The 25639-nt window shown below is 56.1% G+C and carries 12 protein-coding genes and 3 pseudogenes; 7 read left to right on the forward strand and 8 right to left on the reverse strand.

Annotated features, from left to right (window positions below; translation table 11 throughout):
- Positions 1-42: 42 nt before the first annotated feature.
- Complete coding sequence (gene lgt, locus E8K88_RS07925) at positions 43-861, forward strand: prolipoprotein diacylglyceryl transferase (RefSeq protein WP_136406122.1); 819 nt, start codon at positions 43-45, stop codon at positions 859-861.
- A 181-nt stretch (positions 862-1042) separates the two neighbouring features.
- Here the strand turns inward: lgt and E8K88_RS07930 are convergent.
- From E8K88_RS07930 to E8K88_RS07940, 3 genes and pseudogenes are all read right to left on the reverse strand, one after another.
- Positions 1043-1287: pseudogene (locus tag E8K88_RS07930) on the reverse strand (transposase); the annotation flags it as partial.
- Positions 1288-1376: 89 nt separating this feature from the next.
- Positions 1377-7748: a DEAD/DEAH box helicase gene (locus E8K88_RS07935; protein WP_136406123.1), complete on the reverse strand. Its 6372-nt coding sequence runs from the start codon at positions 7746-7748 to the stop codon at positions 1377-1379.
- Positions 7745-11089, reverse strand: coding sequence for an STY4851/ECs_5259 family protein (locus tag E8K88_RS07940; RefSeq protein WP_338092871.1), 3345 nt, complete (start codon positions 11087-11089; stop codon positions 7745-7747). Before E8K88_RS07940 ends, E8K88_RS07935 begins: the two co-directional genes overlap by 4 nt.
- Before the next feature lie 467 nt (positions 11090-11556).
- Between E8K88_RS07940 and E8K88_RS18315 the strand changes: the two are divergent.
- A pseudogene (locus tag E8K88_RS18315) lies at positions 11557-12096 on the forward strand (IS5 family transposase); the annotation flags it as partial.
- 7 nt (positions 12097-12103) lie between these two features.
- Here the strand turns inward: E8K88_RS18315 and E8K88_RS07955 are convergent.
- Together E8K88_RS07955 and E8K88_RS07960 are read right to left on the reverse strand one after the other, a co-directional pair.
- A pseudogene (locus tag E8K88_RS07955) lies at positions 12104-12891 on the reverse strand (IS5 family transposase).
- Between the two features lie 76 nt (positions 12892-12967).
- The gene (locus tag E8K88_RS07960; RefSeq protein WP_136406126.1) at positions 12968-13393 is read right to left on the reverse strand and encodes an acyl-CoA thioesterase; all 426 of its coding nucleotides are present in this window, start codon (positions 13391-13393) and stop codon (positions 12968-12970) included.
- 224 nt (positions 13394-13617) lie between these two features.
- Between E8K88_RS07960 and E8K88_RS07965 the strand changes: the two genes are divergently transcribed.
- The 3 genes from E8K88_RS07965 to E8K88_RS07975 all read left to right on the forward strand — a co-directional run bounded on the left by E8K88_RS07965 (position 13618) and on the right by E8K88_RS07975 (position 19163).
- On the forward strand, positions 13618-14700 hold the full coding sequence (locus tag E8K88_RS07965) for an SPFH and helix-turn-helix domain-containing protein (RefSeq protein WP_136406127.1): 1083 nt from the start codon (positions 13618-13620) through the stop codon (positions 14698-14700).
- A gap of 290 nt (positions 14701-14990) precedes the next feature.
- Positions 14991-16145 carry a TFIIB-type zinc ribbon-containing protein gene (locus E8K88_RS07970; RefSeq protein ID WP_240754406.1) on the forward strand — a complete coding sequence of 385 codons (1155 nt, stop codon included), beginning with the start codon at positions 14991-14993 and terminating at the stop codon, positions 16143-16145.
- Positions 16146-16442: 297 nt separating this feature from the next.
- The gene (locus tag E8K88_RS07975; protein ID WP_136406128.1) at positions 16443-19163 is read left to right on the forward strand and encodes a putative bifunctional diguanylate cyclase/phosphodiesterase; all 2721 of its coding nucleotides are present in this window, start codon (positions 16443-16445) and stop codon (positions 19161-19163) included.
- A gap of 134 nt (positions 19164-19297) precedes the next feature.
- On the opposite strand, the gene E8K88_RS07980 is transcribed toward E8K88_RS07975, so the two are convergent.
- The 3 genes from E8K88_RS07980 to ffh form a co-directional block, all read right to left on the reverse strand.
- Positions 19298-19792, reverse strand: a complete 495-nt coding sequence (locus tag E8K88_RS07980; protein WP_136406129.1) for an LPS-assembly lipoprotein LptE — start codon at positions 19790-19792, stop codon at positions 19298-19300.
- A gap of 333 nt (positions 19793-20125) precedes the next feature.
- A complete protein-coding gene (gene leuS, locus E8K88_RS07985; protein ID WP_136406130.1) occupies positions 20126-22825 on the reverse strand; it encodes a leucine--tRNA ligase in 2700 nt (899 codons plus the stop codon).
- Positions 22826-22939: 114 nt separating this feature from the next.
- Entirely contained in the window at positions 22940-24322 is a 1383-nt protein-coding gene (gene ffh, locus E8K88_RS07990) for a signal recognition particle protein (RefSeq protein ID WP_136406131.1), read from the reverse strand.
- Between the two features lie 267 nt (positions 24323-24589).
- Here ffh and E8K88_RS07995 point away from each other — a divergent pair, with 267 nt between their 5' ends.
- A complete protein-coding gene (locus tag E8K88_RS07995) occupies positions 24590-25381 on the forward strand; it encodes a cytochrome C assembly family protein (RefSeq protein WP_136406132.1) in 792 nt (263 codons plus the stop codon).
- The gene (locus E8K88_RS08000; RefSeq protein ID WP_136406133.1) at positions 25378-25617 is read left to right on the forward strand and encodes a hypothetical protein; all 240 of its coding nucleotides are present in this window, start codon (positions 25378-25380) and stop codon (positions 25615-25617) included. The genes E8K88_RS07995 and E8K88_RS08000 overlap by 4 nt, the downstream gene beginning before the upstream one ends.
- The last annotated feature ends 22 nt before the right edge of the window (positions 25618-25639 follow it).

A 25639-nucleotide genomic window follows, 5' to 3' on the forward strand; every position in this document is an offset into this window, starting at 1 on the left:
TTGCATTGGATTGTTTGACTTGAAAGAACAGGCTGGCTAGACATGTTGATGTATCCTGAAATCAACCCGATTGCCCTGCAAATCGGGCCATTGGCCGTCCACTGGTATGGGCTGACTTACTTGGTTGGCTTCATCCTCTTTGTGATTTTGGGCCGCCAACGGCTCAAGCACCCGCCCTACGACCGCTTAACGGCGCAAGGCATTTGGAATAAGCGCGACGTTGAAGACTTGCTGTTCATTGGCGTGATCTGCATTATTGTCGGCGGGCGGCTGGGCTATGTGCTGTTCTACAAGCCAGGCTACTACTTTGCCAATCCTTTGGAGATCGTGATGATCAACAAAGGCGGCATGGCCTTTCATGGCGCCTTGATTGGCTCGATTGTTGCGATGATCTGGTTTTGCGTCACGCGCAAGCGCCCATTCTGGCAGGTAGCCGATTTTGTCGCACCCTGCGTACCACTGGGCTTTGCGGCTGGGCGCATTGGCAACTTCATCAACGGCGAGTTGTGGGGCCGTTTTGCCCCGCCGGATTTGCCCTGGGGCATGGTATTTCCGCAAAGCGGCAGCATGCTGGCGCGCCATCCTTCGCAAATCTACCAGTTCTTGCTCGAAGGGGTTTTGCTGTTCATCCTCGTATGGATGTATGCCCGCAAGGAGCATGCACAGGGCCGTGTAGCTGCCGTTTTCCTGATGGGCTATGGCGCATTGCGCTTTATTGCCGAGTTCTTCCGCGAGCCCGACGACTTCCTCGGCCTGCTGTCGCTTGGCATGAGCATGGGCCAGTGGCTGTGTATTCCGATGATTGCCGCCGGGGCGATTATTTGGGTCTGGGCAGGTAAACGTACGGCTGCGGCGCACTGAACCAGACGCACCGGCCCATAGTACAAAAAAGCCCTCAGCGCGCTTCCTTCTGTTCAAGAAAATATATTGAACCATCAAAACCTGGGATCAAACACCTAGGCCACGAAAAACATTGGGCTACGAAACCCCTGCAGAGATCTTTTTAAAAGGCGTTACCTTGACCGGTTGAATCCAAGGCCGCCTTTTTTAAGATATTCCTCTCTTCGGTGACCCGTTTGAGCTCGGCTTTTAAACGGCGCAACTCCTCGCTTTGGCCGACCTGCGCGTGCCGCTATGCTGCGGGCACTTGCTGCAGCTTGATCCACTTGTAGAGGCTGTGGGTGCTCACGCCAATCGACGTGAAACATCGCCCACGCTGTGGCCATGTTCAAGAATTTGCTTGACTGCTTCAATCCTGAATTCTTCGGGGTAACGTTTTGCGTTCATATGGGCTCCTATTAAAACTGAAATAGGAGGCTGAGAACTATCTATAAAACCCTGGTCGATTCAAGGTGCGCCGCACAAGCCACTCGACTCTAACTCACCTCTTCAGCTGTTCGCGCGACAAAGCGCAAAAACAGGTCGGTTGAGAACCTTTGATCAAAATTCTCAACTGAAGAAGCTATGCTTTTTTGAATCAGCTCTTTCAACTGCTCGTGCGCCCGATTGCTGAAATCGAAAGAGATTCTTTCAGGGTGCTGCACATCCAATCGCCAGTAGGCAAAGCCTTGATCGAGCCGCAGCGTCAGCTCGCTTCCGTCACTGAAGGCGAGTTCAAGCTTTCTGTAATGCGGAATATCGCGATTGGTGCTGTGCGTGGTGAAAACGAGTTTGTTTTCTCCAACCAAGGTATCGAGCCATTGCTGGCAGACCGCTCGGTAATCGTGGGGATCTGCCCAATCGTGGCGAATCGTGGTGCCTTGAAACTTCTCCGCTTTAAACAAGGTTTCCACTTCCACTGTGGCATCGCTGCTCAATCTTTCGCGCAAGGCGCCGAGCGCCATGCCCAAAATCGCAATCACACTGGGGTTTTGCATATAGCGATCGCTGTAATGAATGGTCGTGATCTGTCCTTGCGTGAGGGCTGTTTTGATCTGCGGATCCAATGTGGCTATTTTGGCCCAGAGTCTATGACCGAAATCCTCGAGTTTGCCGTTGAACTCTTGCTTGATGGACAGAGCCGCATTGATATCTGCAGCATTGATCTTTTGCTCAGTTAGCGCAATTTCAGCCACCTTCCACTTCAATGCGGGCTCAGTCGCGGACTGCACGACCAAACTCCCCTCTTGATGCCAGTACTTTCCTGGTGTGAAGTGCGCGCTCTTGCCTGTGGCCAAGCTGAAAAGGCCTAGCGGCATCTGCACTTGCACTGTAGCACCACTTACGCTGCCGCCATCAGGGATACCAAAACGAACCCCCAAAGCAGCCAAGTGCCTTAGATCCACCAGTAATTCTGGCGATGCCATGGCTGCCTGGGGGATAAGCAAGACGACGTCCACTTTGTCAATAACTACGAGGTGCTCAACGGCCTTCTTAAATTGCGGTGCTAACAAGTCCCAGTCACTGAGACTCTCACTGGTTTTCAGAACCACGCTGCTTGCCCCTGCGTGAACTAGACTTCGAAGCGCTGTCTCCAAGCTACCGGGCACAAACTTGCCATCCACAAATCCCAGCTTTTCGTCTTCACTTAGCCCGACATGGCTGGTGAAGTCATCGCCAAGCCAAGTTTTGGCCAGACTGCGGTTTATACGCGGGTGATCCCGGCGCGTGAGGCTGTCATGCAAGCATTCGCTGCAACCTTTGGTGCAATGTTTGCAAGAAAGGATGTCATCTACACGAACCAGTAAACGCTCGATGTATTGCGGCGCGTTGGTGGCAAACCCAGCTCCGCCACTGATGACATCAAAAATCTGAATCAGCAAATACGCCTGCCCCCCAGCGGCCTTGCTTGGGCGGATCGCATAAGCCAACTCAGAGCGCGAGATACCTAAAGTCTCTGCCAGTGCGGCGCGCAAGGCGACTGCCAACGTCAGCGCAATACTGCGGCTGTCCTCGTTTTGGTCGAGTAAATACTCGCCAGTTGAAGGATGACGCAATGCCAACTCAAACACATCTGTTGGCGTGACCACGCCCAAATGAACGCCAGACACAAGGCTGCTGCTGCCGGGACAGGTTCTGTCTTTATCGTTTTTCTTTTCCCCTTTGCTGGGCCGCAAAGTGTTGTGCGCCGATTGTGGATTGAGCTCTGGTGGAAACTCGCCATTGGCATGCATCGACTCAGCACGTCCGCAATGCAAGCACAGTGCATAGCCCTGTCCCCACAGGCCTGATGAATGCTGAAAAATTTGTCCGTCCGCGCTTGCAGCCATGCTGCCGATCGCCGGGTTGGGAAGCGGAGTTTGAGCCCCGTTCTGGAACACCCATGGTTCCTGAACCGGCATGTAGCTGTGCTGTTCAATGTTGTTACGTGGCTCCTCATAGGCATCGGTAACGAAGCCAGTGGGCTGCAACACTTTGCGCGTGTTCTTCAGATTAATTTTAGCGCCGCAGGCTGGGTTCTTGCATGTCAAGGCCGCGGTGCTAAAAGCCCCTTCTGCATAACCCACATGCCCGCAGTGGTGACAGCGCCACGCCACATCCAATCGCTGCGCCTCTTTGCCATTGCTGTGCAGGTTGTGCCATTGCAGAGAAACGCCGCGAGAGCGGAACACGCGGCCATCGAGCACGATGTCTGCACCGGGCGCATATTCACGGATAGCCACGCCCAAATTGCGAGAGGGCAAACCTTTGTAGCGCGCGGCATTGTCTTCACGCTCGTTCTTCAAATTGTCGTTTTTGGCGTTAATGTAATCACCGATGCTGAAGTTATCAAACGTCACCACATCGGTGGGAAAGCCATAGCCCGGCAAGAATGCGCGTGCAGCCAAATCGCGCAGCAAGTACTCATTGCAGTGGCGTTTGAGTTCAAGCTGCAGGCGTTTGCCATAGGAGGAATCCGCTCTTTGCGAAGCCTGCTCAGCGCGTAAATAGGTATAGGTAGCCAACCAGCGCTCCTGCTGCTGTGCGAGATGGCTCAGTGTCGCTGCGCGCAACGTAGCCGCCGGCACAGCAGACAACGCGGTTGCGACCGTCATGGCCACGATCGAATCGTCCAGCGGCAGGCTGGGCAGACTCAAGCGATCTCTAAAACGCTGCGCGTGCGATGGCCCAGTGTCTTGGCTGAAGAACCACTCGGTGGTTAAGCTGGTACGCGTGGTTTGCGTCTCACCCACCACATTGCACAGATAGTCGGCGAGTACAAAGGCATTGATGTGCCGTTGGATCAAGCGCTCTGAGTTCAGCGCAACAGCAGGCGCTGGAATCTGCGTGATGAACGGCCAACTGGGGTTGGCAAACACCTGTTGATCGTGCGGGTTGTTCTTGCACAAGGTGTAGGCCAGTGCTCGCGACTCTCGGCTGCGGCCGGCACGGCCGGCACGCTGCAAGTAGTTGGCCGGGTGCGGCGGCACATTATTCATCACCACCGCGGAGATGCCACCGATGTCAACGCCCATCTCCATCGTTGTAGAACAATTCAAAACATTGATTTTGCCCTTCTCAAAGTCGGCTTCGTAGGCTTTGAGCCGCTCTGAGGACTGCTGCGCAGAGTGTTCAGCCGTGCGGTAGTAGTAGCCGCCTTCGAGCGTACGGTCGCTCACATCAGTCCACAAATTTTGCTCGCGCAACACTTGGATGCGGGCGTCTTGTGCGATCTGGCCGCGAATGTGTTCGACTCCGGGGGTGTAGTCCAACTGCGAGCGATCAAACTCCCACATCCTTGGTAGATCAACCGATGTGGTCTGCCACTGCTTGATGTCCTGCACATCCAGTGCCTCGAAATCAATGTGCGCAGGCAGATAAGGGCTGAGCCCTTTGAAGCTGGTATCGAGCAGCTTGTTGGTGATAGGGCAAATGTAGGCACGCTCGATCAGCGAAAAAGTCAATCTTTCGCGGCGCAGCGAAAACAGGTTGCCATCGGCTTTGAGTGGCATGCCCGGCGCGCTTAACTGGTTCCACGCAGCAGTCAGCCAGAGGTTGATGGTGTCTTGATCGCTGGGCTTTTTGGGGTCGAGCTTGGCGCCCAATGCCAAGAGTTTGATTAAGCGTTGCGAGTGCACGTTTTTGCGCAGCAGGGGCCAGCGGCGGATGCGGTTCTCATCCTCCTCCACCGAGCTGGGGTTGCGCAAAGTCTTAGGCGCAAACCTCGTGCCAATCCAGTTGCGCCAATCGTCACTGACCTGCACAAAGCTGTTTTCACGCACAAAGAAGTCGAGTGTGACTTTGAGAAAGTCACGCCAGTCTTGTAGGCTTAAATTGTGCTTTGTCCAGAGATCTGGCAGGCTGCTGTGCGTATCCACACCGGCGTAGCCCAGCTTGACCATGCCCAGCGTCTCTAAGCTGTTCAAGTACTTAGGCCGCCGCATGAACTCACGAAATAGCAGCATTTCTGCCACCGCATATATTCCATTGTCTCCCGAGAAAAGCTGCTTATTGAGGTAGGCGTGACTAAGGTGGATACCACCGCGAATGTCCGTGCGGGTGCACAGCTCTTTGATCATCTCTGGCCACGGCAGCGCCTGCAAAGGCAAATCGCGCGCACCACCTGATTGCGCCGCTTCTACAAGCGCCTGCACCTCGGCTAAACGGGACTTGGCCTCAGCAAAGCCGGGATCTTGGGGAAAGTCTTTGTAATCGGCGAAATCTTCTTGCGCACGTTTGAGTTTTTTAGCCAACAGCGCAGGATCTGTGTTGTGTGCCCGCATCCGGATCTCTCCCAAGGCGTCTTGATGCCTGCCTTTGAGGATTTCCACCACTAAGCCGCGCAAGATGCTGCGCTCGGCCTCTTGCTGCATGCGCACCGACATGCGCGCTGTGCCCTGGCGGCTATCGGTGAAGGTAATCAGGCGCCGCCCACGCCCAGGCAGCGAGTTAGGGCCTAAACCGCTGTCGTTGGATTTGGCATCAAAGTCAGGGCAATACTCCAGCACAGTAGGCACGGCGTTGGCCACGTAAAAAGGCCCGCCGAGCATCGCGCGGCGAAATGCGAACTGCGCCTGCTCTTTGCTGCCAGCCTTACAACGGGGATTGGCGCAAAGTTGCTGCGAGCTGTTTTGAACCAAGTCGACACCACTTTGGTCTCCAGCGACAAATGCACCGCTGGTTTTGTCAAAGTGCGCAGCCAAATAACCCTTGCTCCCATGCGCCGCGCTGGCCAAAGTTATCGCATTGGTACTAGGCTGCTGCTGGACTGTGGTTTTCTCTGGTTCATCTAACTCATCTGGATCACCAGCATCATCCAATGCAAACTCATCCGCGGCCTCACCAAGCCACTGGGTGAGCTTGCCGTTGACGTCACTGGCCAGCAAATGCGGCTCACCGCACTCTTTGCAAAACGCCAGCTCAAACACTGGGCTACCACAACTGCATTTTTCACGGTGGGCCACATACACTCGGCCAAAGGGCCAGTCAGGCTCCAAAGTCGTTTTCGCTTTGGCACCGCAGGCTTTGTCAAAGCAAGCCCACAGGCCATGGGTGGTGCGCTGAAAAATGTGTCCGCGCAGCATCAAAAATGCCGGCTCGCGCGCGGCGGCACGCGTGCCTGTGCACACATCCAGCCAACGCAGAATGTGAGCCTGACTCAAACCCTCGCCCGTACGCTCTTGCAAGCGATCCACCAACTCAGTGGCCATCAAAGGCTTGCCAGCAGACACCAAAATATCGCGTAACGCCCGTGCAATCGGTGAATGGATCAGGGCGTTAAACCGAGCTGGGTGGATACTGGGGTCTGACTCGGGCGTATCATTTGCCAACGCTTCAATGGCATCAAGGCTCTGTTCTTGATTAGCGCTTGGTGGCAAACCGGGCACCACGCGGCTACCGCCGAGCACATCAATTTGTGTAACTGGCACCCCCGAAATATCTGAGAGAAAGCGTTTGAGCTGGCTCTCACTGTCTTCGCCTGCGATTGTGGCCGACGTGGCGATGAACCGCACATCTTTTGGCGACACGCCAAAAGCAGTCATCACTCGGCGCAGCTGCATAGCCAGCTCGGCTGCTTGCGAGCCCACATAGCTGTGCGCCTCATCCAACACGATCCAGCGCAATGTCTTGTTCGTGCGCGACGTCTCAAGAATCGGTGCATCGGCCTGGCGCACCAGCATGTATTCGAGCATCGTGCCGTTGGTGATCAAGATCGGCGCAGGAGATTGCCGCATGCGCTCGCGCGAGAGTACTTCATTGGGTGTTTTGAGTTGCTCGGTAATCTTTGTGGCATGCAGTTCTTCCGTCATACCGTTGTATAAGCAGAAGCGGATGCCCTCGCCGAAATCAGCGGTCCACGCGTTGAGGCGATTGCGCTGTGAGTTGATCAGCGCGTTGAGCGGATAGAGAAACAGCGCCCGAACGCCCACAAGTGCCTCTTTTTTCGCATCCCGATACTCGCGGTACAAATCTTCCAAGATCGGCACCATGAAGCACTCGGTCTTGCCGGAACCCGTGCCTGAAGTCACGATAACAGAGTGCTTTTTCTCCAACACTGTCCGCCAAGCCGCTTGCTGATGCGTGAAGGGCTTGAAGTGGGGCTGAAAACGCAGGCGCTCCTCTTTTGACGCATTAAGTGCGCGCATTACCTCTGCACTGATCAAACCTTGTTCCACCAGCTCGGCCAAGGTTTCTTTCGATTCCGCCCAGCCAAAGGTCTGCTCAAACAGCGGCGGTGCCAGAAAAGAGCCAGTTTGCCCGCACTCTGCACGCATCTGTTCGCCCAAGTCGCGGCGCAAACCAGGGCGATTGATGCCCAAAATGCTCAAGGTGGATTCAGTCGTGCGGTTGAGCGATTGCTCTACCAACGATGAGAAAAAACCAGTCATGCAGCAGCCTCTTCCAATGCTTGTTCTTGTTCACTCAAAAATCGGCTCAAGCTGTATTCGTACATTGCGTTGAACCACTTGGTATCAAAGTCACGGATCTTGCGCAAAAAGAAAATCGTGTCGCCCGTATGGGAGAAGATATCGCCAAACTTTACCCGTCCCGCCGCCACCGCTGCCGAGAAAATGGGCAAATACATCACCGCATGGCGAAAACCAGATTGCTCACGGATGAGCAGCAGCGGCGTTGGCAACTGGCTATGCCAGCGTTCAAGATCAGGCCCAGCGTGTTCAGGCCAGCGGTCTTCAGCGTGATCGCGAATCAACTCTTGATACCAATCGTTGTGCGCAAAGGAGCACACCGCAGCGGGCAAACGGGTCTCTGCGCCCATGCTCTTGCCCGCAACAAAGGCTTGTGCATTGGCGCCAAACGCAGGAAAGCTCAGCGCAAGGCGGCTGAGCATTTGTTCCAGTTTGGATTGCGCGACCCCCGCTTCCACCTCCAAAGCCAACTGATATGCCAAGTACTGCTTAGCGGCATCCTTGAGCGCACTGATGAGCATCAACTCTTTGAAAACGCTAAATTCCTTCTCCAGCCGTGCTATCAAATTGGGCCTCATGCGGAATTTGAAAAAGGCGACTGCCAGTGCTTGCGGGTGGCGCACCAAGGCCTTCCACGCCTCAAAAATGGGCATTGGCAAGTACGAGAAGTTGCTATCAAGTTGCTGAAAAAAATCCCAGCCGCTGTGCTGCAAATTGCTGGCCATACTGTCGAGCACGGGCACGAACGGACAGCTTTTTTGGCCTGGATAAAAAGTCGTGCTGGCTTGCTCCAGTGTGGTGATCAGCTCAAGCGATTCGGATTCAGCTTCCTGCGGCTTTTGCCAATTGCCCAGCACCAAGCAGGGCCGAAAGCTCATGGCGGAGTCTTTTTGCGGCACCACCAACCAAGGGCCGTCCTTCGCTACCTCACTCAGAACTTCATACTCGCCTGTGATGACTCCCTCCGACAATAAAGGCTTCAAGGCCCGAGCAGGCAAGCTGGGGTTATGCAGCAACATCAGCGCCGGTTCTGGATAGGCTCCTTCGCGCAACGCAGAGCTCTCAAGCACCACACGTTCGCGATTCTGCTCGTATTTCATCACGGCGGAATGGCGGCGGATCAGGTACTGCACGCTGCGGCCATTGCCTTTGACGTTGAGCTGCACCTCCTGGTCAATGCCTGTTTGCAGTGACAGCAAATCCTCAATGTGATCGCGCAAGCTGAATACACTCACCTCAACCGGCTGGTTAAGCACCTTATGGCTCCACGCATAGTGGGCATTGCGCGCCGCATAGCCACTGAGTCGAAACTCAATATCAAACTGCTTTGGCACACTGGGGTGGCCAAACAAAAACAAACGGGTGCCCAGCAGCTGATCCAAGGAGAGGGTTTTCTCAACCGGATCGCCTTCTGCATCAAACAACATACAACCTAAAGCCGGGAACGGCAGCTCTAGATGAATAGGGTCTCCGAGCAAACTAGGTTCAAGCTGTAGCAGAAACGTTGGCGGCGGCACACCTTCGCAACTCAAATGCCACTTGGTCCAGCCTGACGCAGGCGGCGTTGCTTTGCGCGCATCAAGTCTTGCGCTGACAATCCTTGTCCCGCAAGCGCGTTGCGTGTGAATAGCGACAGTAGCTTGTCCAGCAGTCTCGCCTGCGGTGAACTCAATACGTAAATCGGTTGGCAAAATCCCTACCTTACGGCGCATCAAAGCATGGCCATCTCGGTCACGCACCACGGCATACTGGCTACCAAGCAACTCTTGTGGGTGCGCATCCTCAATGGCGACGCCACCAATGAACAACTTCGCTCCCGCTCGTTGCAACGCATCCGGCACACGAGGCAAGCCCAAGAACGTCAAACTGGGATTGCTATGCCAATCAACCACCTGCCCCTCTAATTCGATCGCCGCAGCTTGGAGCTGCTGCTGCCCAACCGCAATACGATAGCACTCATCCGAGCGAACCAGCGCCTGCCCCACACCTGACAACATCACGCTTTGCAAGCCCAAGCACAGTGGGCCCTGTCGAACTTCGGCAACAAGCTCACCTTCGATGGAGACCTGTGCTGGAGAGCAATCCGCCGGTAGCACCAGCATCACTTCTTGGCTTGCTGTACTAAATGATGCCTGCCCACACAACTGCCAGCGCCCACCGTCTCGTGCCAAGCTCATCGGCTGCTCCTCTACCAGCACAGGCGCATTGGCAATCGGCAGTCGAGCAATCACCGATCCCCCCACGCTCGCGGCCAAATACAGCCGCGCTTTGGGTCGCCTGCGCAGCACTTCACACTTGGTTTGCCGCAGCTTCACCTCTGCCACCAAACCATTAACGAACGCATAGCCTGGGCCCAAGTTGGCCAAGACCTCATCTCCCTCAACAATCGTCAGATCAAAGCGCATTGCAATGGGCGGCGTTTGCAGTATGAAGCGTACCTTCTCTGGCATCGATATCAAGGCCAACAAACGTTCGGGCCTGTGCTCGGACCAGAAGTGCGTGCAGTCCAAACGCATGACCGCATCCCGAGCACCCTGGTGTTTAAGCTCAATCGTTGCTGTTTTAAGCAAACCATTGAGCAAATCCTTGCCGGTTTGGTGATCCAGTGGCAGAGGAAACTGCTCACGCCAACGCGGCTGACTGTCTGTGAGCATTTGCACTGGGTCGCTCACGGCATCCAAGCCATAATCGCGCACCAAAGCAACCAGCTCATTCGTCATCTCAGCAAACATCTGCAAAGAAACGGGGCGGCTGAATGCTTGCGGCAAATTCAGCCGCTCGACTTCACCTTGCACCTGCTCGACCATACTGGCGCCGAGCTGCTGCGCTCGCTCATGGTTTTGCACCAACCGTTTAAGCAGCAATTGAAACGGGCTACCCGGTTCGCGCAACAATTGAAAAGGCAAGCCCCCTTCACCAAAGAGCGAGCCCAAAAAATCGCGCCGATCTGAGTCAAATCGGTGTACCGGGCGAGACCAATACTTCTGCAATCCGCTGGTGATCAAACGCTCGCGTGCCTGCGGGTCGGCATAAAAATTCACCCCAAAAAATACCGGATCCCAAGACCAGCCATCCGAGCGCTGATACTCCCGCCGATACCACTCCGCCGCAAACAAAGCCAAAGCTCCACACACCGGCGTACTACCCAAAGCGATATCAAGCGGCCCCGATCGTTTGAGCACATCACGTAACGCGTGATATTCCTCTTCTGTGCAGTGATACTTGTAAAGAGCACGCTGATCTGGATATTGCAAGCCACGCTGATTCAAAAATTTCATCAACCAGTCGGTACATATACGCATAATTCTTGAACATCCATCGAAGTCTCGCCGCTATTTTGGTACATGCAAAACGTGAATAGAGAGAATATAAACGATTTTTAACATATGTATCAGCCGACATCACTCGATGGCGATCGTGATCAAAGAAGTCCGTGTAAACGGTTAGCGCGCAGGGATACCATTTCTGAGTTTAAATTCGTTCACGCCACCAGCTACACCCAATCGGTCTTCTAACCTAAGTTCCAAGCCTTGGTGGTTCGCCGCGGCTTTAAACGCGCCGCATCGCCACCAGCCACAAAACTACTGCGAACGTTCCTTCTTCATGCTCAAACGTAGGCAGTACTACCCAAGGGAGTGCCGCTTACTATGAAGCCCTGATCATTCAATGCACCACGCTACTGTCCTGTCCCGCAGATACGTGAGCAAGGTCAATGAAGTTTTTCGGTTCTGTCGCAATACGCGCAGAAGCCAGAGAGAGGCCGAGCTGCGCAGTGCTGTATTTGCTGCGTACAGGCTGTCAATGGCGCTTTGTGCCTGCGGACTTTCCGAAGTGGCAAAGCGTCTAAGCGTACTGGAGCGAGTGGAGCCAGGCTGATGAGCGCGAAGTCAGCGCGCTTGATCGGGCCTTCAAAAACTCAGGTTAGCGCGGCCCGGACGAAACATGGGCCCAACGAATGCAGCACGTTCTTGATCGTGGACGCACAGAGCGTCAAGCACACTGATACGGCAGGCTTCAAAGGCTATGGCGCGGGTAAGAAGGTCAGTGGTATCAAACGCCATATGCCGTAGACAGCCTGGGCTTGCCGCCTGCCATTGCAGTGAACGAGGCCAATGTGACAGATCGACAAGGGGCCTTGCAAGCGCTTAAGAGATGCCCACACTCTCTGACGCGGGTCAAAAGTGTGCTTGTTGATGGCGGTTATACGGGTGAGCCTTTTGCCCAAGGGGTCAGGGACATGTTGGGTAGGCAAGTGACGGTACAGGTGGCCAAGCGTAGCGAGCTGCACACGTTCAAGATCATGCCTAAGAACGTGTTCAAAGTCTCTTGAGTAAGAGAACCAAGAACGCCAAGTGGACGAACTGCAAGCTGGTATTGAGCCAACGCTCGCAGTTCTTCCACAGCCTCCTGTTTTTCTCCAGCCAGGCAAAGCTGCGCTCGACTATCCAGCGTTTGGGCATGACTTTGAACGCGTGCAACTGGCTGCGTTTGGCGATCTGCACAGTGACGTGGGCGCCCAAAATCTCCTGCACGTCTTGCGCCAAAGGCTGGCCAACGTAGCCGCTGTCGCACAGCACACTCTGCACCTTGCCCAACGCCGGCTTGCAGCGCCGCAGGCGCCTCTAGGGTACCCTTGCGGTCTGTCACTTGGGCAGTGGTCACTGCTACTGCAAGTGACAGACCCTGTGTGTCCACCGCGATGTGGCGCTTGATGCCCGAGACCTTCTTGCCGGCGTCATAGCCCTTCAGCGCTGCCGTATCTGTGTTCTTCACGCTTTGCGCATCTACGATCAAGAACGCGCTGCATGCGTTGCGCCCCTGTTTCTCGCGGACTACGCCAACCTGATTTTTTTAATGCCAGCTCCAGCAGGCAGCCACCCTCGCGGGGCTCGCTCCAGATCGCAAAGTACGAGTGTACGGTGCGCCACTTGGGGAAGTCGATGGGCAGTGCTCGCCACTGGCAGCCCGTGCGCAGCAGGTACTGCACGGCGCAGAACACCTCGTACAGATCGCGTGGGGCCGTCTTCCTACGTGCACTCTCCTGCAATGGCTGGATCACTTCAAATTGCTCGCGCCTGATGTCGCTGGGGTAGCCTTTTCTCACCCAGCGAATTTCTCAGATAAATCGGGCAAGACTTTGAACAGACTCTTAGGGCTTTTTGTTGGCTAGCGCACCCGCATCAGTACTGGCGGCGCGGTTGCAGCTCGGTAATCGGCAACGGACGTGGACGGCCATTTTCATCAATCGCCACATAGGTCAGCGTGGCCTCAGTCACTTTGACATATTGGTTGCCCAGCACGCGACGCTCGGCAAATACCTCGACCAGCACCTGCACCGAGGTGCGGCCGATTTTGGTGACTTTGGAGTAGAACGACAGCAAATCGCCCACTTGCACAGGCTGCTTGAAGATGAACTCATTGACGGCCACCGTGGCCATGCGTCCACAGGTATAGCGCGCTGGCAACACCGCGCCAGCCAAATCGACTTGCGCCATCACCCAGCCACCAAAAATATCGCCATTGTTATTGCTGTCCTTGGGCATCGGAAACACCTTGAGCACCAGCTCCATATCGGTGGGTAAAGCAACTGTGGTGGGCGTGGACATGGGAGGCCTTGTAACAAATCAACAATAAGGCCGGTATTTTAGTGCGTTTGCCAAAACCCAGTCGCCAAGGCGACCAAGCATGACAGAATCGGCAGGCTTGCCCAACAGGCGCGAAGCACCTGCGGCACCCCTAGCCCCAGGCCGTAAGGGCACCCGACACAACAAGCAGGTGCACGGCACTAAAATGCCACACAGCTTCACCACCGACGCACAGGAGATACGCCATGGACCGCATTTTCAATCTCGTTCGCAACCAGTTGATTGAGGTCATCGAATGGACCGATGACTCACGCGATACGCTGTCGTTTCGCTGGCCCGATGAGGACAAGGAAATCAAAAACGGCGCGCAGCTGATTGTGCGTGAATCGCAGCAGGTGCAATTTGTGGCCGCCGGCCAGTTTGCCGACCTGTTCAATCCCGGCAAACACATGCTCACCACTGAGAACATTCCGGTGCTCTCGACCATTCTGGGCTGGAAATACGGTTTCCAGTCGCCATTCAAGTGCGATGTCTACTACCTCAACACCCGTTTGTTCACGGGCAATAAATGGGGTACATCGAATCCGGTGATGATGCGCGACCAGGATTTTGGCGTGGTGCGCCTGCGCGCTTTTGGCACCTACGATTTTCGGATTGTCGATGCCCCCAAGTTCTTGAAGGAAGTCGCGGGCACCGACCAGAACTTCCGCCTCGATGAATTCAACGACACGATGCGCTCGCGCATTGTCAGCGTCTTTACTGAAGCGCTGGCCAAAGCCCATGTGCCGGCACTCGACATCGCCCAGCGCTACAGCGAACTGGGTGATGCGCTGCTGCCCATCATCAACCCAGTGATCCAAGACAAATACGGCCTGGAGATCAGCAGTTTCATTCTGGAAAACGTCTCGGTACCGCCCGAGGTGGAGCAAGCGATTGACAAACGCGCCAGCATGAGCGTGATTGGCAACCTCAACGACTACGTCAAATACCAAATGGGCGTGGCGATGGGCGAAGGCGGCGAAGCAGGCGCTGCAGCGGCCATGCCGGCGCAAATGGCCATGGGCTTTGGCATGGCCCAGGAAATGATGAAGAGCATGCAGCAGCCAGCTGCGGCGCAGACGCCGGTCACCGGCGCTGGTGCCTCGCCAGCGACCACTGTTGCCAGTGCCGCGATTGACGTGCTCACACCCGAGCAGGTGGCACAAGCGCTTGGGGTGTCCGTAGAAGATGTGATGGCCTCGATTGAAGCCGGCGACTTGAAGGCTCGCAAAATTGGCAATGCATGGCGCATTGCCAAAAGTGCGCTGGAAGAGTTCTTGAGAGGCTAAACGCTGCGCCAAGAACGTGTTTACGATCCTTTTGCAGTCGCGCAAGGCACAAAAAAGAGGCAGTGCAAGGCGCCTGTTGCAACTCATACGTCGGTATGAGCACAACGGGCAACGCAGCAATGCGCTTTTTAGTGCCTTGCCCTTCGGGTTGGAGCCCAAAAAGCACGCTGCTTTGTTAAAAATCCTCGCCGGGCAGATAGCCCGACTGCGGTTTTTGCCGCGCATCGCATCCTTTTGGGCTCCAACGCGGTCTGTAAAAAGATCACAAACACGTTCTAAAGAGCATACGCATGAATAATGCCCCCCACGTCCCGGCTGAGCAAGCCAGCGCGCCCGTGTCCACCAAGCCTGCCACGGTTGGACTACATCCGTGCCCGGAATGCGGTGCCAACCTGGAGTGGAATGCGGCCAAACAAGCCTTGGTCTGCCCCTACTGCGGCACGACCGCCTCCTGGCAGCCTGGCAGCAGCGACGGCAGTGGTGCTGGTGAAGTGCTGGAGCAGGACCTGGAGGCGGCGCTGCGCGACCCGCGCAATCAGCGCGGCTGGTCTGCACAGCGCCGCGAGGTGCAGTGCCAAAACTGCCACGCAATCTCCGTCTTTACCGATGGTCGGGTTGCGCAGCGCTGCGATTTTTGCGGCTCACCGGCGATTGTCGCGCACGAAGCCTTTGACGATGCCATCACACCACAAAGCATTTTGCCCTTCAAGATCAGCCATGCCCAAGTGCGCGACCGGGTGCGGAAATGGTATGGCTCACGCTGGTTTGCACCCAATCAACTCAAGGCATCGGCCCTGACCGATACGCTCAAAGGCATTTATGTGCCGTATTGGACCTTTGATGCCCATGCCCAAGCGCGCTGGCGCGCCGACGCTGGGCATTATTACTACACCACACAAACCTACCGCGACGCCAATGGCCAAACGCAAACCCGCCAGGTACAACAAGTGCGCTGGGTGCCTGCGGCAGGTGAAGTACGGCATTTTTTTGATGACGATCTGGTGCCTGGCACGGTCGGTGTGCCACTAGCCCTGGTGCGCAAAATAGAGCCCTTCCCCACGACCACCAATCTGGTGCCTTACTCGCCCGAATATGTGCGCGGCTGGACCGTAGAGCGCTACCAGGTTGACTTGCGCCAGGCCGCAAGTGTCAGCGAGCAGCAAATGCAGCAGCAATTGCGCGCGCTGTGTGCGGCCCGTGTGCCCGGCGATACCTATCGCAACCTGGTGGTCGATGCCCAATACCAGGGCCGCACCTTCAAGCACATCCTCGTGCCCGTCTGGTTGATCAGTTACACATTTGGCAAGAAGAGCTTCCAAATCGTCGCCAATGGCTATACCGGGCAGATTGCAGGCAAGCAGCCGTATAGCTGGGTCAAAATCACACTCGCGGCTACCGCCGCTCTTGTGCTTGTGGGCGTGCTGCTAATGTACTGGGGACGTTGATATTGCGCTATTGGCAAGCGCGATCTACCAGCCTGCCGCCATGCGGTACGGATTGTTAACTAAGCGAATAGAACATGTAAGAGGCCGAGAAAACCACAGTTTTTCTCTCTCCCAGGCCGCGCTTGAGCTGATAATTGCTTTTAGCAGCTACTATAAAAAGACAGCAAAGTCATGCGCTTGCGTTCAATATCAGAGGTCACCAAAGCGCGCAGTAAAAACTGCTCAAAAGCGTGTAAAGAGTCTGGCTGCTAACAATGCTGCACTTCCCCACACTTGAATTTGATTGACCGCAAAGGCATGAAAAAGCGATCGTTTAGTTTGCAAACGCATCTGCTGGCTTTGCTAGCGGTCGTTTTATTGCCTATTTTTCTTGCTGGCACGATTGCGACTGTGCTGGGCGCGAGGCAGTTGCACCAAGCCGCTTTGCAGCAACTGCAAGACAATGCGAACGCATGGGCAGACATACTGGACCAACGGTTCATCAGTTATGCGCAAATTCTTCACCTGAAGGCCACCAACTTGCTGCAGGCAGGCAGCAGCGAGCTACCGCAGATCCAAACAAAGACACCAAACCCAGCAGATCTGATGCTCATAGATTTGCGTGACCCGCAGCAAAAAGCTGCATTGCCGCAAGACTTTCTGGCGCAATTGGCCAGCGGCTCAGACCTCACGGTGTCTGACTTGCAGCACAACGAAGTGACCGGTGCTTTCAATGTGGCCATCGGTTTGCCCAACAGTGCAGCACCGGCCATCGCCAACTTTGCACTGCTGGTGCCTGCAGCAGAAATCTTTGATTTCCCTCAATCCGAGCTGCCTGACAGCCCAAGAGGCAGCCTCATCGCCGTGCTCGATAGCCAAGGGCACATTGTGGCGCGCTCGCGCAACCAGGCCCAATGGATTGGACACATTGCGCCGGACTGGGACAAGTTGCAAGCCATGGACACCCAACAAGACTGGCTGCCCGTTGAGACGTTTGAAGGCGCGCATATGGTCATTGCATTCAAACGCCTCGATGTCGCCAAAGGCTGGGTGCTGGGAGTCGCCGAGAACCAACAAGCGCTGGAGGCGGCCTGGAGCCTGCCTTTATTAGGCATTGTGCTGAGCTTGCTGGCCACCGCAGCAGTGACGGTCTTATTGGTACGCTGGGCCAGTCAGCGCATCTTGCAGCCATTGCAGCGCGTGCAAAATGACAGCCGTGCGCTCTTGGATTGGCAAGCGCCACCATCGCCGCACCGCAGCGATATACGCATTCGGGAGTTTGATGAACTCAGCACCCATTTGATGCATGCGCACAGCCTGCTCAAAGGCCAAACCGAGCAGGCCCAAGACTTGGCACACCAGTTGCTACGCAATGAAGTACGCCACCGCACGATGGCAGAAGTAAGTGCATTGGTGTTCTGGCAGGCCACCCCCCAATGGGAGGTCCTGCACGTGATTGGCTGGCATGAGCTGACGGGCCAGCTGGACAGCCAGGCCCAAGGGCGCGGCTGGACCAGCCGCATCCATCCAGGTGATTTGCTGAGCATGGCTACCAACAAGCTCACTGAACACACCATTGATGCGGAGTTTCGCATTCTCAACGTGCATAAGCGCTGGCGGTGGGTGCGTGTGCGTGGAGCCAAAATCAGCAGTCCCCATGAAGTTCAGGAGGAATGGGCGGGTGTGCTCGAAGATGTGGATGCACGGCTGCAGGCGCAAGCACACATTGGCTATTTGGCCAAGTACGATGCCTTGACCGGACTGGTCAATCGCCGCCACTTTCACGAGCTGCTAGAGAGCACCATTGCGGCATCCAAGACACGTGCCACTGCGGTGCTCAGCATGGACCTGGACCGATTCATGCACATCAATGACAGCTTAGGCCATGCCGTTGGTGATGCCTTGCTGCAATGCGTGACGTCGCGCCTTTTGGCTTTGCTGCCGCACAACGGTTTGCTCGCACGTTTGGGTGGCGATGAGTTTGCAATCCTCTTTACCACAGACTCGCCGCAAGCAGACATTGAGCAGCTGGTCGCACGCATTCTGGGCGCATTTCAGGAGCCGTTCCTGATAGGCGCGCATCGCATCAATACCAATACCTGCATTGGCGCGGCCTGGAGCCAATCCAGCCAGGACCGGGCCGAACGTGTCATGCGGCACGCCGAGCTGGCCTTGCACCGCGCCAAAGCCGATGGCCGCAGGCCGATGCGCTTTTTTGATCCAGCAATGGAGCAACAAATGCAGCGGCGCAGGCAAATGGAGGTGGACTTGCGCATTGGACTTGAGAGCGCCCATTTTTACTTGGTCTACCAGCCCCTGGTGGATTTGCAAACGCTCAGCCTGGTCGGCTTTGAAGCCTTGCTGCGTTGGCAGCACCCGACATTGGGTGTATTGACACCGGGGCGCTTCATCCATATTGCCGAAGAGCTGGGCTTAATGGACAGACTGGGCGCATGGGTGCTGGAGCAAGCTTGCCAAGACGCCCGCGACTGGCCTGATGCGCGCTTGACAGTCGCGGTGAACATCGCGGCCAGCCAGCTCAATGACCAACTGGTGCAGTGCGTCACGCAAACCCTGATCGCCTCCGCGCTCGCCCCTGACCGCTTAGAGTTGGAAGTCACAGAAAACGCCTTGATGACCCATATCGAGGAGGCCGCGGACGGCCTGCTGCAACTGAAGGCTCAGGGCATCTCGATCGTATTGGATGACTTTGGCACAGGCTTTACCTCACTGAGCCATTTACGGGCCTTCCCGTTTAACAAAGTCAAAATTGACAAAGGCTTTGTCAATGACCTCTCGACCATTGGCCATGCCAATGACGGCGAGGCAATCATCTCCGCGATCTCGTTACTCTGCAAGCGCTTAGGTATTGTGGCGGTTGCCGAAGGCGTGGAGACAAGGCACCAAATGGACTCGGTCATCGGCTACGAATGCCAGCAAGGCCAAGGCTTTTTATTTGGTCATCCGCTCAGGCATGCCGAAACCTGCCAATTGATTGCACAATGGGCTCAGCACAAGCGGCGCTTACAAGACGTCTGAGAGCCTGGGCAAAGCGGCTTTCGTTCGTCTTGGCGCAAACTGAATTGTCGCCATAAGAATGTGCGGCCAACGCCTGCATGGCTGCCATGCAGGCGTTGACAAGTACGAGAACGCGATTGGTGCGCTCACGCCATTTAGCTGGCCAAGCGCCTGACAATCTGCCCAACCAAGTCAGTCTGCATGTCGGTAAACAGCAGCCTTTCTTCTGCTTCCTTGGCCAGTGCATAGGTCTCGTCGTAGGTCAAATCGCGGGTTTGCACAAGCTCAACCACTTCACCAGGTTTGTCGCCCTGGGTTGGCCGCAGTCGATAGCGCACACGCAAACGCAGTTGCAACTCGCGCACAGCACCAGTTGCAGACTGGCTGATCACCATCCGCTCATGCTGCTCTTGCAACAGCTCAAAGACCTGCTGGGCCAGCTCTGGGTTGCTCGGTGCGCGCAAAACAGTCACGCCCGAAGCCTCCAGAGCGCGTTGCAACTGGCGCGCCAATGGCGAAGTATCGGCCGCTTGGATAAAGACAGATTTGAAAGGAAAATTGGCAGAATTTCTTAAAGCAAATCCACAGCCCGTCAAAGCGGAAGCAGCGCTGGATACAGCCAAAAGTGAAAGAAGGCGGCGACGTTGCATGGAAGTAAATGGGGTGGGGTTAAAAAAAGCCGTACAACCTGGAACAAGCCTCTGTCAGAGAAGAAAATCATACAGGGGTTCGGGTTGTGCGAACAATGCACAATGGGTACGGCAAGGCATGCACACCAGGCAATAAGAAGCCAGTGTAGCGCGGGCGCTGTGGAGTCAGAGCACAAGCCCAATGACCTCAAAGCAATCGATGGCAAGTGCGTCTGCGCAAGTTCCAACGCAATACCACCTCTCGCCAGCCCTGCCTGTCGGCCTCGTGGCCTCTGAGAACGTGTTGACGATCTCCGTGCTGCGTGCATGAGCACGCAGCACAACCCAAACCACTTACACGACGATGTTCACGAGCTTCTTGGGCACCACAATGATTTTCTTGGGTGCAGCGCCATTGGCTTGCTTGATAAAGGCTTCCGTTGCAAGTGCTGCCGCTTCAATCGCTGCCTTGTCGGCACTGGCGGCAACGATGATAGAGCCGCGCAGCTTGCCGTTGATTTGCAGCATGTACTCCAGCTCGTCCTGCTCTAGTGCCTTGGCATCCACTTGGGGCCATGCCGCATCTAACAGATCGCCAAAGCCTTTGGCGTACCCCAGCTCTTGCCACAACGCATGGGTCAGGTGGGGCGTGGCGGGATACATCACGCGCAGCAAAATGCCAAAGCACTCGGCCAGCGCCAACTGGTCTTGAGCAGTTTCAGGCTTGAAGGCCTCGAGCGCATTGAGCATCTTCATCGCACCAGACACGACCGTGTTGAACTGCAGGCGCTGGTAATCAAAATCGACTTGCTTGAGCACGCTGTGCATTTCCAGGCGCAAGGCTTTGGCATTTTTGCCGAACTCGCCCTCTGGCGCAGCCGTGGCACTCAGCTGGGCAATGGCTGCTGCTGCCGGTGTTTGCGCCAGATTGGCGCCAAAATTCCACACGCGGCGCAAAAAGCGGTAGCTGCCTTCGACGGCCGAATCATTCCACTCCAGTGTCAGCTCCGGTGGTGCGGTGAACATGGTGTAGAGACGGGCTGTGTCTGCACCGTAGCGCTCAATCAGGTCTTGCGGATCAACGCCGTTGTTCTTGGACTTGGACATCGTGCCCACGCCCTCGTAGTCAATCGCCGTGCCCACTGGCAGCAAGCCGTCGGCGCTGTCAACAGCCACTTTGAGTTTAGCACCGGTGATTTTGCCGCCCTCATCAAAAGTGTTGTCCACATCTTTGGGCCAGAAGTATTCCTTACCACCATTGGCAGTGCGGCGGCTGTAGACGTGGTTGAGCACCATGCCCTGTGTCAGCAGCTTGGTAAAGGGCTCGTCAAACTTGACCAGACCCAGATCGCGCATCACCTTGGTCCAAAAGCGCGCATACAGCAAGTGCAAGATCGCGTGCTCGACGCCGCCAATGTACTGCTCCATCGGCATCCAGTAATCGGCGCCTACATCGACCATTTTCTCGGTATTGGTCGGGTCGCAATAGCGCATGAAGTACCAGGATGAATCGACAAAGGTGTCCATCGTGTCGGTTTCACGGCGGGCGGGCTTGCCGCAGCACGGGCAGACTACACCGGCGTGGAACACTTCACTCTTGACCAGCGGATTGCCTGATCCATCGGGGACCAGGTCCTCTGGCAAGACCACAGGCAGGTCTTTTTCTGGCACGGGTTGCGCACCGCAGTCCTCGCAGTGGATGATAGGAATTGGCGTGCCCCAGTAACGCTGGCGCGAGACGCCCCAGTCGCGCAAACGCCAGGTGGTTTTCTTCTCGCCCAGGCCTTTGCCTTCCAGCAAAGAAGCCACTTTTTCCAGTGCGTCTTTGTATGACAAGCCATCGAGCACGTCCGAGTTGACGCACACGCCTTTTTGCTTGTCGCCATACCATTCTTGCCAGGCCTCGGCGCTAAAGTGCTCGCCCTCAACCTGAACAACTTGCTTGAGCGCAATGCCGTATTTGTTGGCAAAGGCAAAGTCACGCTCGTCATGCGCAGGCACGCCCATCACGGCGCCATCGCCATAGCTCATCAGCACATAGTTGCCGACCCAGACTGGCACTTGCTCGCCAGTCAGTGGGTGGGTGACGAACAAACCGGTCGGCAGGCCTTCTTTTTCTTTGGTGGCCAGCTCCGCCTCGGTATTGCCGCCTTTTTTGCATTCTTCGATGAAAGCGGCCAACTGCGGATTGCCAGCCGCTGCGTGGGCCGCCAATGGGTGCTCGGGCGCTACGGCGCAGAAGGTCACACCAAAAATCGTGTCAGGGCGGGTTGTGAACACATACATCCGGCCGTCTTGGATCAACTGGCCATCGGCGCCTTGAATGTCGTGCGTGAACGCAAAGCGCACGCCGCTGGATTTGCCAATCCAGTTTTCTTGCATCAGCCGCACTTTGTCGGGCCAGCCGGTCAATGTCGCCTTGTCATTGCCGATTTGCACATGGTCCAGCAGCTCTTGGGCGTAATCGGTGATCTTCAGGTAATAGCCTGGAATCTCGCGTTTTTCGACCAAGGCACCGGTGCGCCAGCCGCGCCCGTCAATCACTTGCTCATTGGCCAGCACGGTTTGGTCAACCGGGTCCCAATTGACCACCTGGGTCTTGCGGTAGGCAATGCCTTTTTCCAGCATTTTCAAAAACAGCCACTGGTTCCAGCGGTAGTACTCAGGCTGGCAGGTCGCTATTTCGCGGCTCCAGTCAATCGCCAAGCCCATCGCCTGCATTTGCTGTTTCATGTAGGAGATGTTGTCGTAAGTCCACTTGGCAGGTGGCACCTTGTTTTTCAGCGCAGCGTTTTCAGCAGGCAGGCCAAACGCATCCCAGCCCATCGGCATCAACACGTTTTTGCCCTGCATGCGCAGGCTGCGCGTGATCATGTCATTGATCGTGTAGTTGCGCACATGGCCCATGTGCAGTTTGCCGCTGGGGTATGGCAGCATCGAGCAGGCGTAGTACTTGTCTTTGCCCGCGTCTTCGGTGACGCGGTAGGCGTCGGCAGCAATCCAGTGGGCGTGTGCGGTTTTCTCAACTGCGTGGTGGTCGTATTTGTCTTGCATGGCAGAAATAGAATGGGTGCGCCTGCCAGAGAAGGCGGCAGTCACGCACCGAATGGGGTATTTTAGGTCGATAGGGCAGATACAGGCTGGCGGCAGCACAGCCTGCTGCTGCGTTTAAAACGGCAACTTGGGCATGCCCCCGCCACCCAGCAAGGCCTTGGCGCCGCCGAGTTTCTTCATCATTTTCATCATGCCGCCGCCCTTCATTTTTTTCATCATGTCCTGCATTTGCTCAAACTCTTTGAGCAAGCGATTGACATCCTGAACCTGCACACCGGCACCAGTGGCAATGCGCTTTTTGCGCTGGGCTTTGATCAACGCAGGGTATTTGCGCTCTTTGGCGGTCATGCTGCAAATGATGCCTTCTTTGCGGCGCACGTCCTTCTCGACGCGGTTCATGTCAACCTGACCGGCTTTTTGTGCCAATTCGCCAGGCAATTTCTCCATCAGAGACGACAGCCCACCCATTTGCTTCATTTGCTGCAATTGCATCAGGAAGTCATTGAGGTCAAAACCATCACCGCTTTTGACCTTCTGGGCGAGCTTTTGCGCCGCTTGCATGTCGACACCGGCCGAGACCTGCTCCACCAGCGCCACAATATCGCCCATGCCCAAAATACGGCCTGCATGGCGTTCTGCATCGAATATCTCTATGCCATCGATCTTTTCGCTGACACCAGCGAATTTGATCGGCGCGCCAGTGATTTGCTTGACCGACAGCGCAGCCCCGCCGCGCGAGTCACCATCGAGCTTGGTCAGCACAATGCCGCTCAAAGGCAAGGCTTCCTTAAAGGCTTTGGCGGTGTTGATCGCGTCCTGGCCTTGCATCGCATCCACGACAAACAAGGTTTCTGCCGGTTTCAAGAAGGCGTGCAGGCTTTGGATCTCCTGCATCAACACCTCATCAATCGCCAAGCGACCGGCTGTATCAACAATCAGCACATCAAAGTAGTGCTTTTTGGCGTAATCGAGGGCAGCGCGGGCAATGTCCAGCGGCTTTTGGTCTGGCGTGCTGGGAAACCATTCTGCGCCCGCTTGCGCGGTGACGGTTTTGAGCTGCTCAATCGCCGCAGGCCGGTACACGTCGCCCGAGACCGTCAGCACTTTTTTCTTCAAGCGCTCTTTGAGCAGTTTGGCTATTTTGGCGCTGGTGGTGGTTTTACCAGCACCTTGCAGACCCGCCATCAAAATCACCGCTGGTGGCTGAACGTTCAGATTCAGCTCGGCCTGTCCCTCACCCATGGTCGCTGCCAGCTCTTTGCTGACAATGCCCACCAAGGCCTGACCAGGCTTGAGCGAACCAACCACGTCCTGGCCCAACGCTTTTTCCTTGACGCGGGCAATGAAGTCTCGCACCACGGGCAGCGCCACATCGGCCTCTAGTAGGGCCATACGCACTTCACGCAGCATGTCCTGGACGTTGGACTCGGTGATGCGGGCCTGGCCTCGCATTTCCTTGACTAGGCGCGAGAGTTTGTCGCTTAAGGCGGATGCCATGGGGTTTCTCCGTTCGAAATATCCGATGCGGCCGGCCTCAATAGGCCTTGGCTCGCATCTGGTTGTCGTCAATTCAAGTCAGTGGGCAGCTTGGCGCTCACCTCGGATGTGGCCTGAGACTGCGCTCAGACCGCCAATGAGAGCGGTGCAGAACATCTGTCAGCAAACACGCGATTGCGCCGATTATTTCACTGTTATCCACAGCACAGCGCATGTCTGGCGATCCTGCCATGCCAGAACAGGGCCGGGAGCCAGTACACTGCATGCATGATTGTACCTAGTGCATTTGATCCACCGATGCTGTTGGCCATCGCGGCTGCGCTGCTTTACGGCGTGGCGGCGTTTTTGCACACCCATCCCTCGCCCCACCCACCACGCCTGGCACTGCTGCTGGCGTGGTTGCTGCACATGTCGGCCATTGTCAGCGCCCTGGTGGTCGATGGCGCGCGATTTGGTTTTGGCCCGGCCTTGTCAGTGACCACTTGGCTGATGATCTCCGTCTACGGCATTGAATACCATATTTTGCCGCGCCTGCAGCCGCATTGGCCACTGGCGTTGATAGCCGCCGCCGCTGTCATCGGCGCTGTCTACCCTGGCCAGCCACTGGCAACCAATGCCGGCCCCTTGCTGGCGATTCATCTGGCCTTGGCAATTGCATGTTACGGTTTATTTGCTATGGCCGTGCTGCATGGCTGGTTGATGCAAAGGGCTGAGAAACAGATGCGCAATGCGTCGGCCTTGCAAGTCGATGGTTTGCCGCTGTTGTCTCTCGAACGTCTGACCTTTCGCTTTGCGGCTGCCGGCTTTGTACTGCTGACGGCAACCTTGGTCGCTGGCTTGTTCTTTGGCGAGGAGTTGTACGGCCGCGCTTGGACCTGGAGCCATAAAGAAGTGTTTTCGGTGCTGGCTTGGCTGACGTTTTCCGGCCTGCTGCTGGCGCGCTGGCAGCAAGGGCTTAGGGGGCGCAAGGCGGTACGGATTCTCAACATCGGTGCCATTTTCCTGCTGCTGGCTTATGTCGGCTCGCGTTTTGTCATGGAAGTGGTGCTGCGCACATGAGCAAGATCTTACTCACAGCCTTTGTGATTGCTGCCGCCATCAGCATCTGGTCCATGCTGCGCAAAGCCAACAAGCCGCCGACCCCGAAAAAAGGCCAGTCTGCGCCCCCTCGTCTGCGGCGGATGGTCCGCTGCACGGTGTGCGGCGCGCAAGTCGACGAACAGCTCACACTCAATCATGGCCGGGGCCCTGCATGTCTTGAGCACAGCCAACAGTCCCACAAGGCCAAACCATGAAGGCCCGGCTTTCGCAACTATG

It is taken from the genome of Lampropedia aestuarii (genome assembly GCF_004803635.1).
In the GTDB taxonomy this organism is placed as follows: Bacteria; Pseudomonadota; Gammaproteobacteria; order Burkholderiales; family Burkholderiaceae_C; genus Lampropedia; species Lampropedia aestuarii.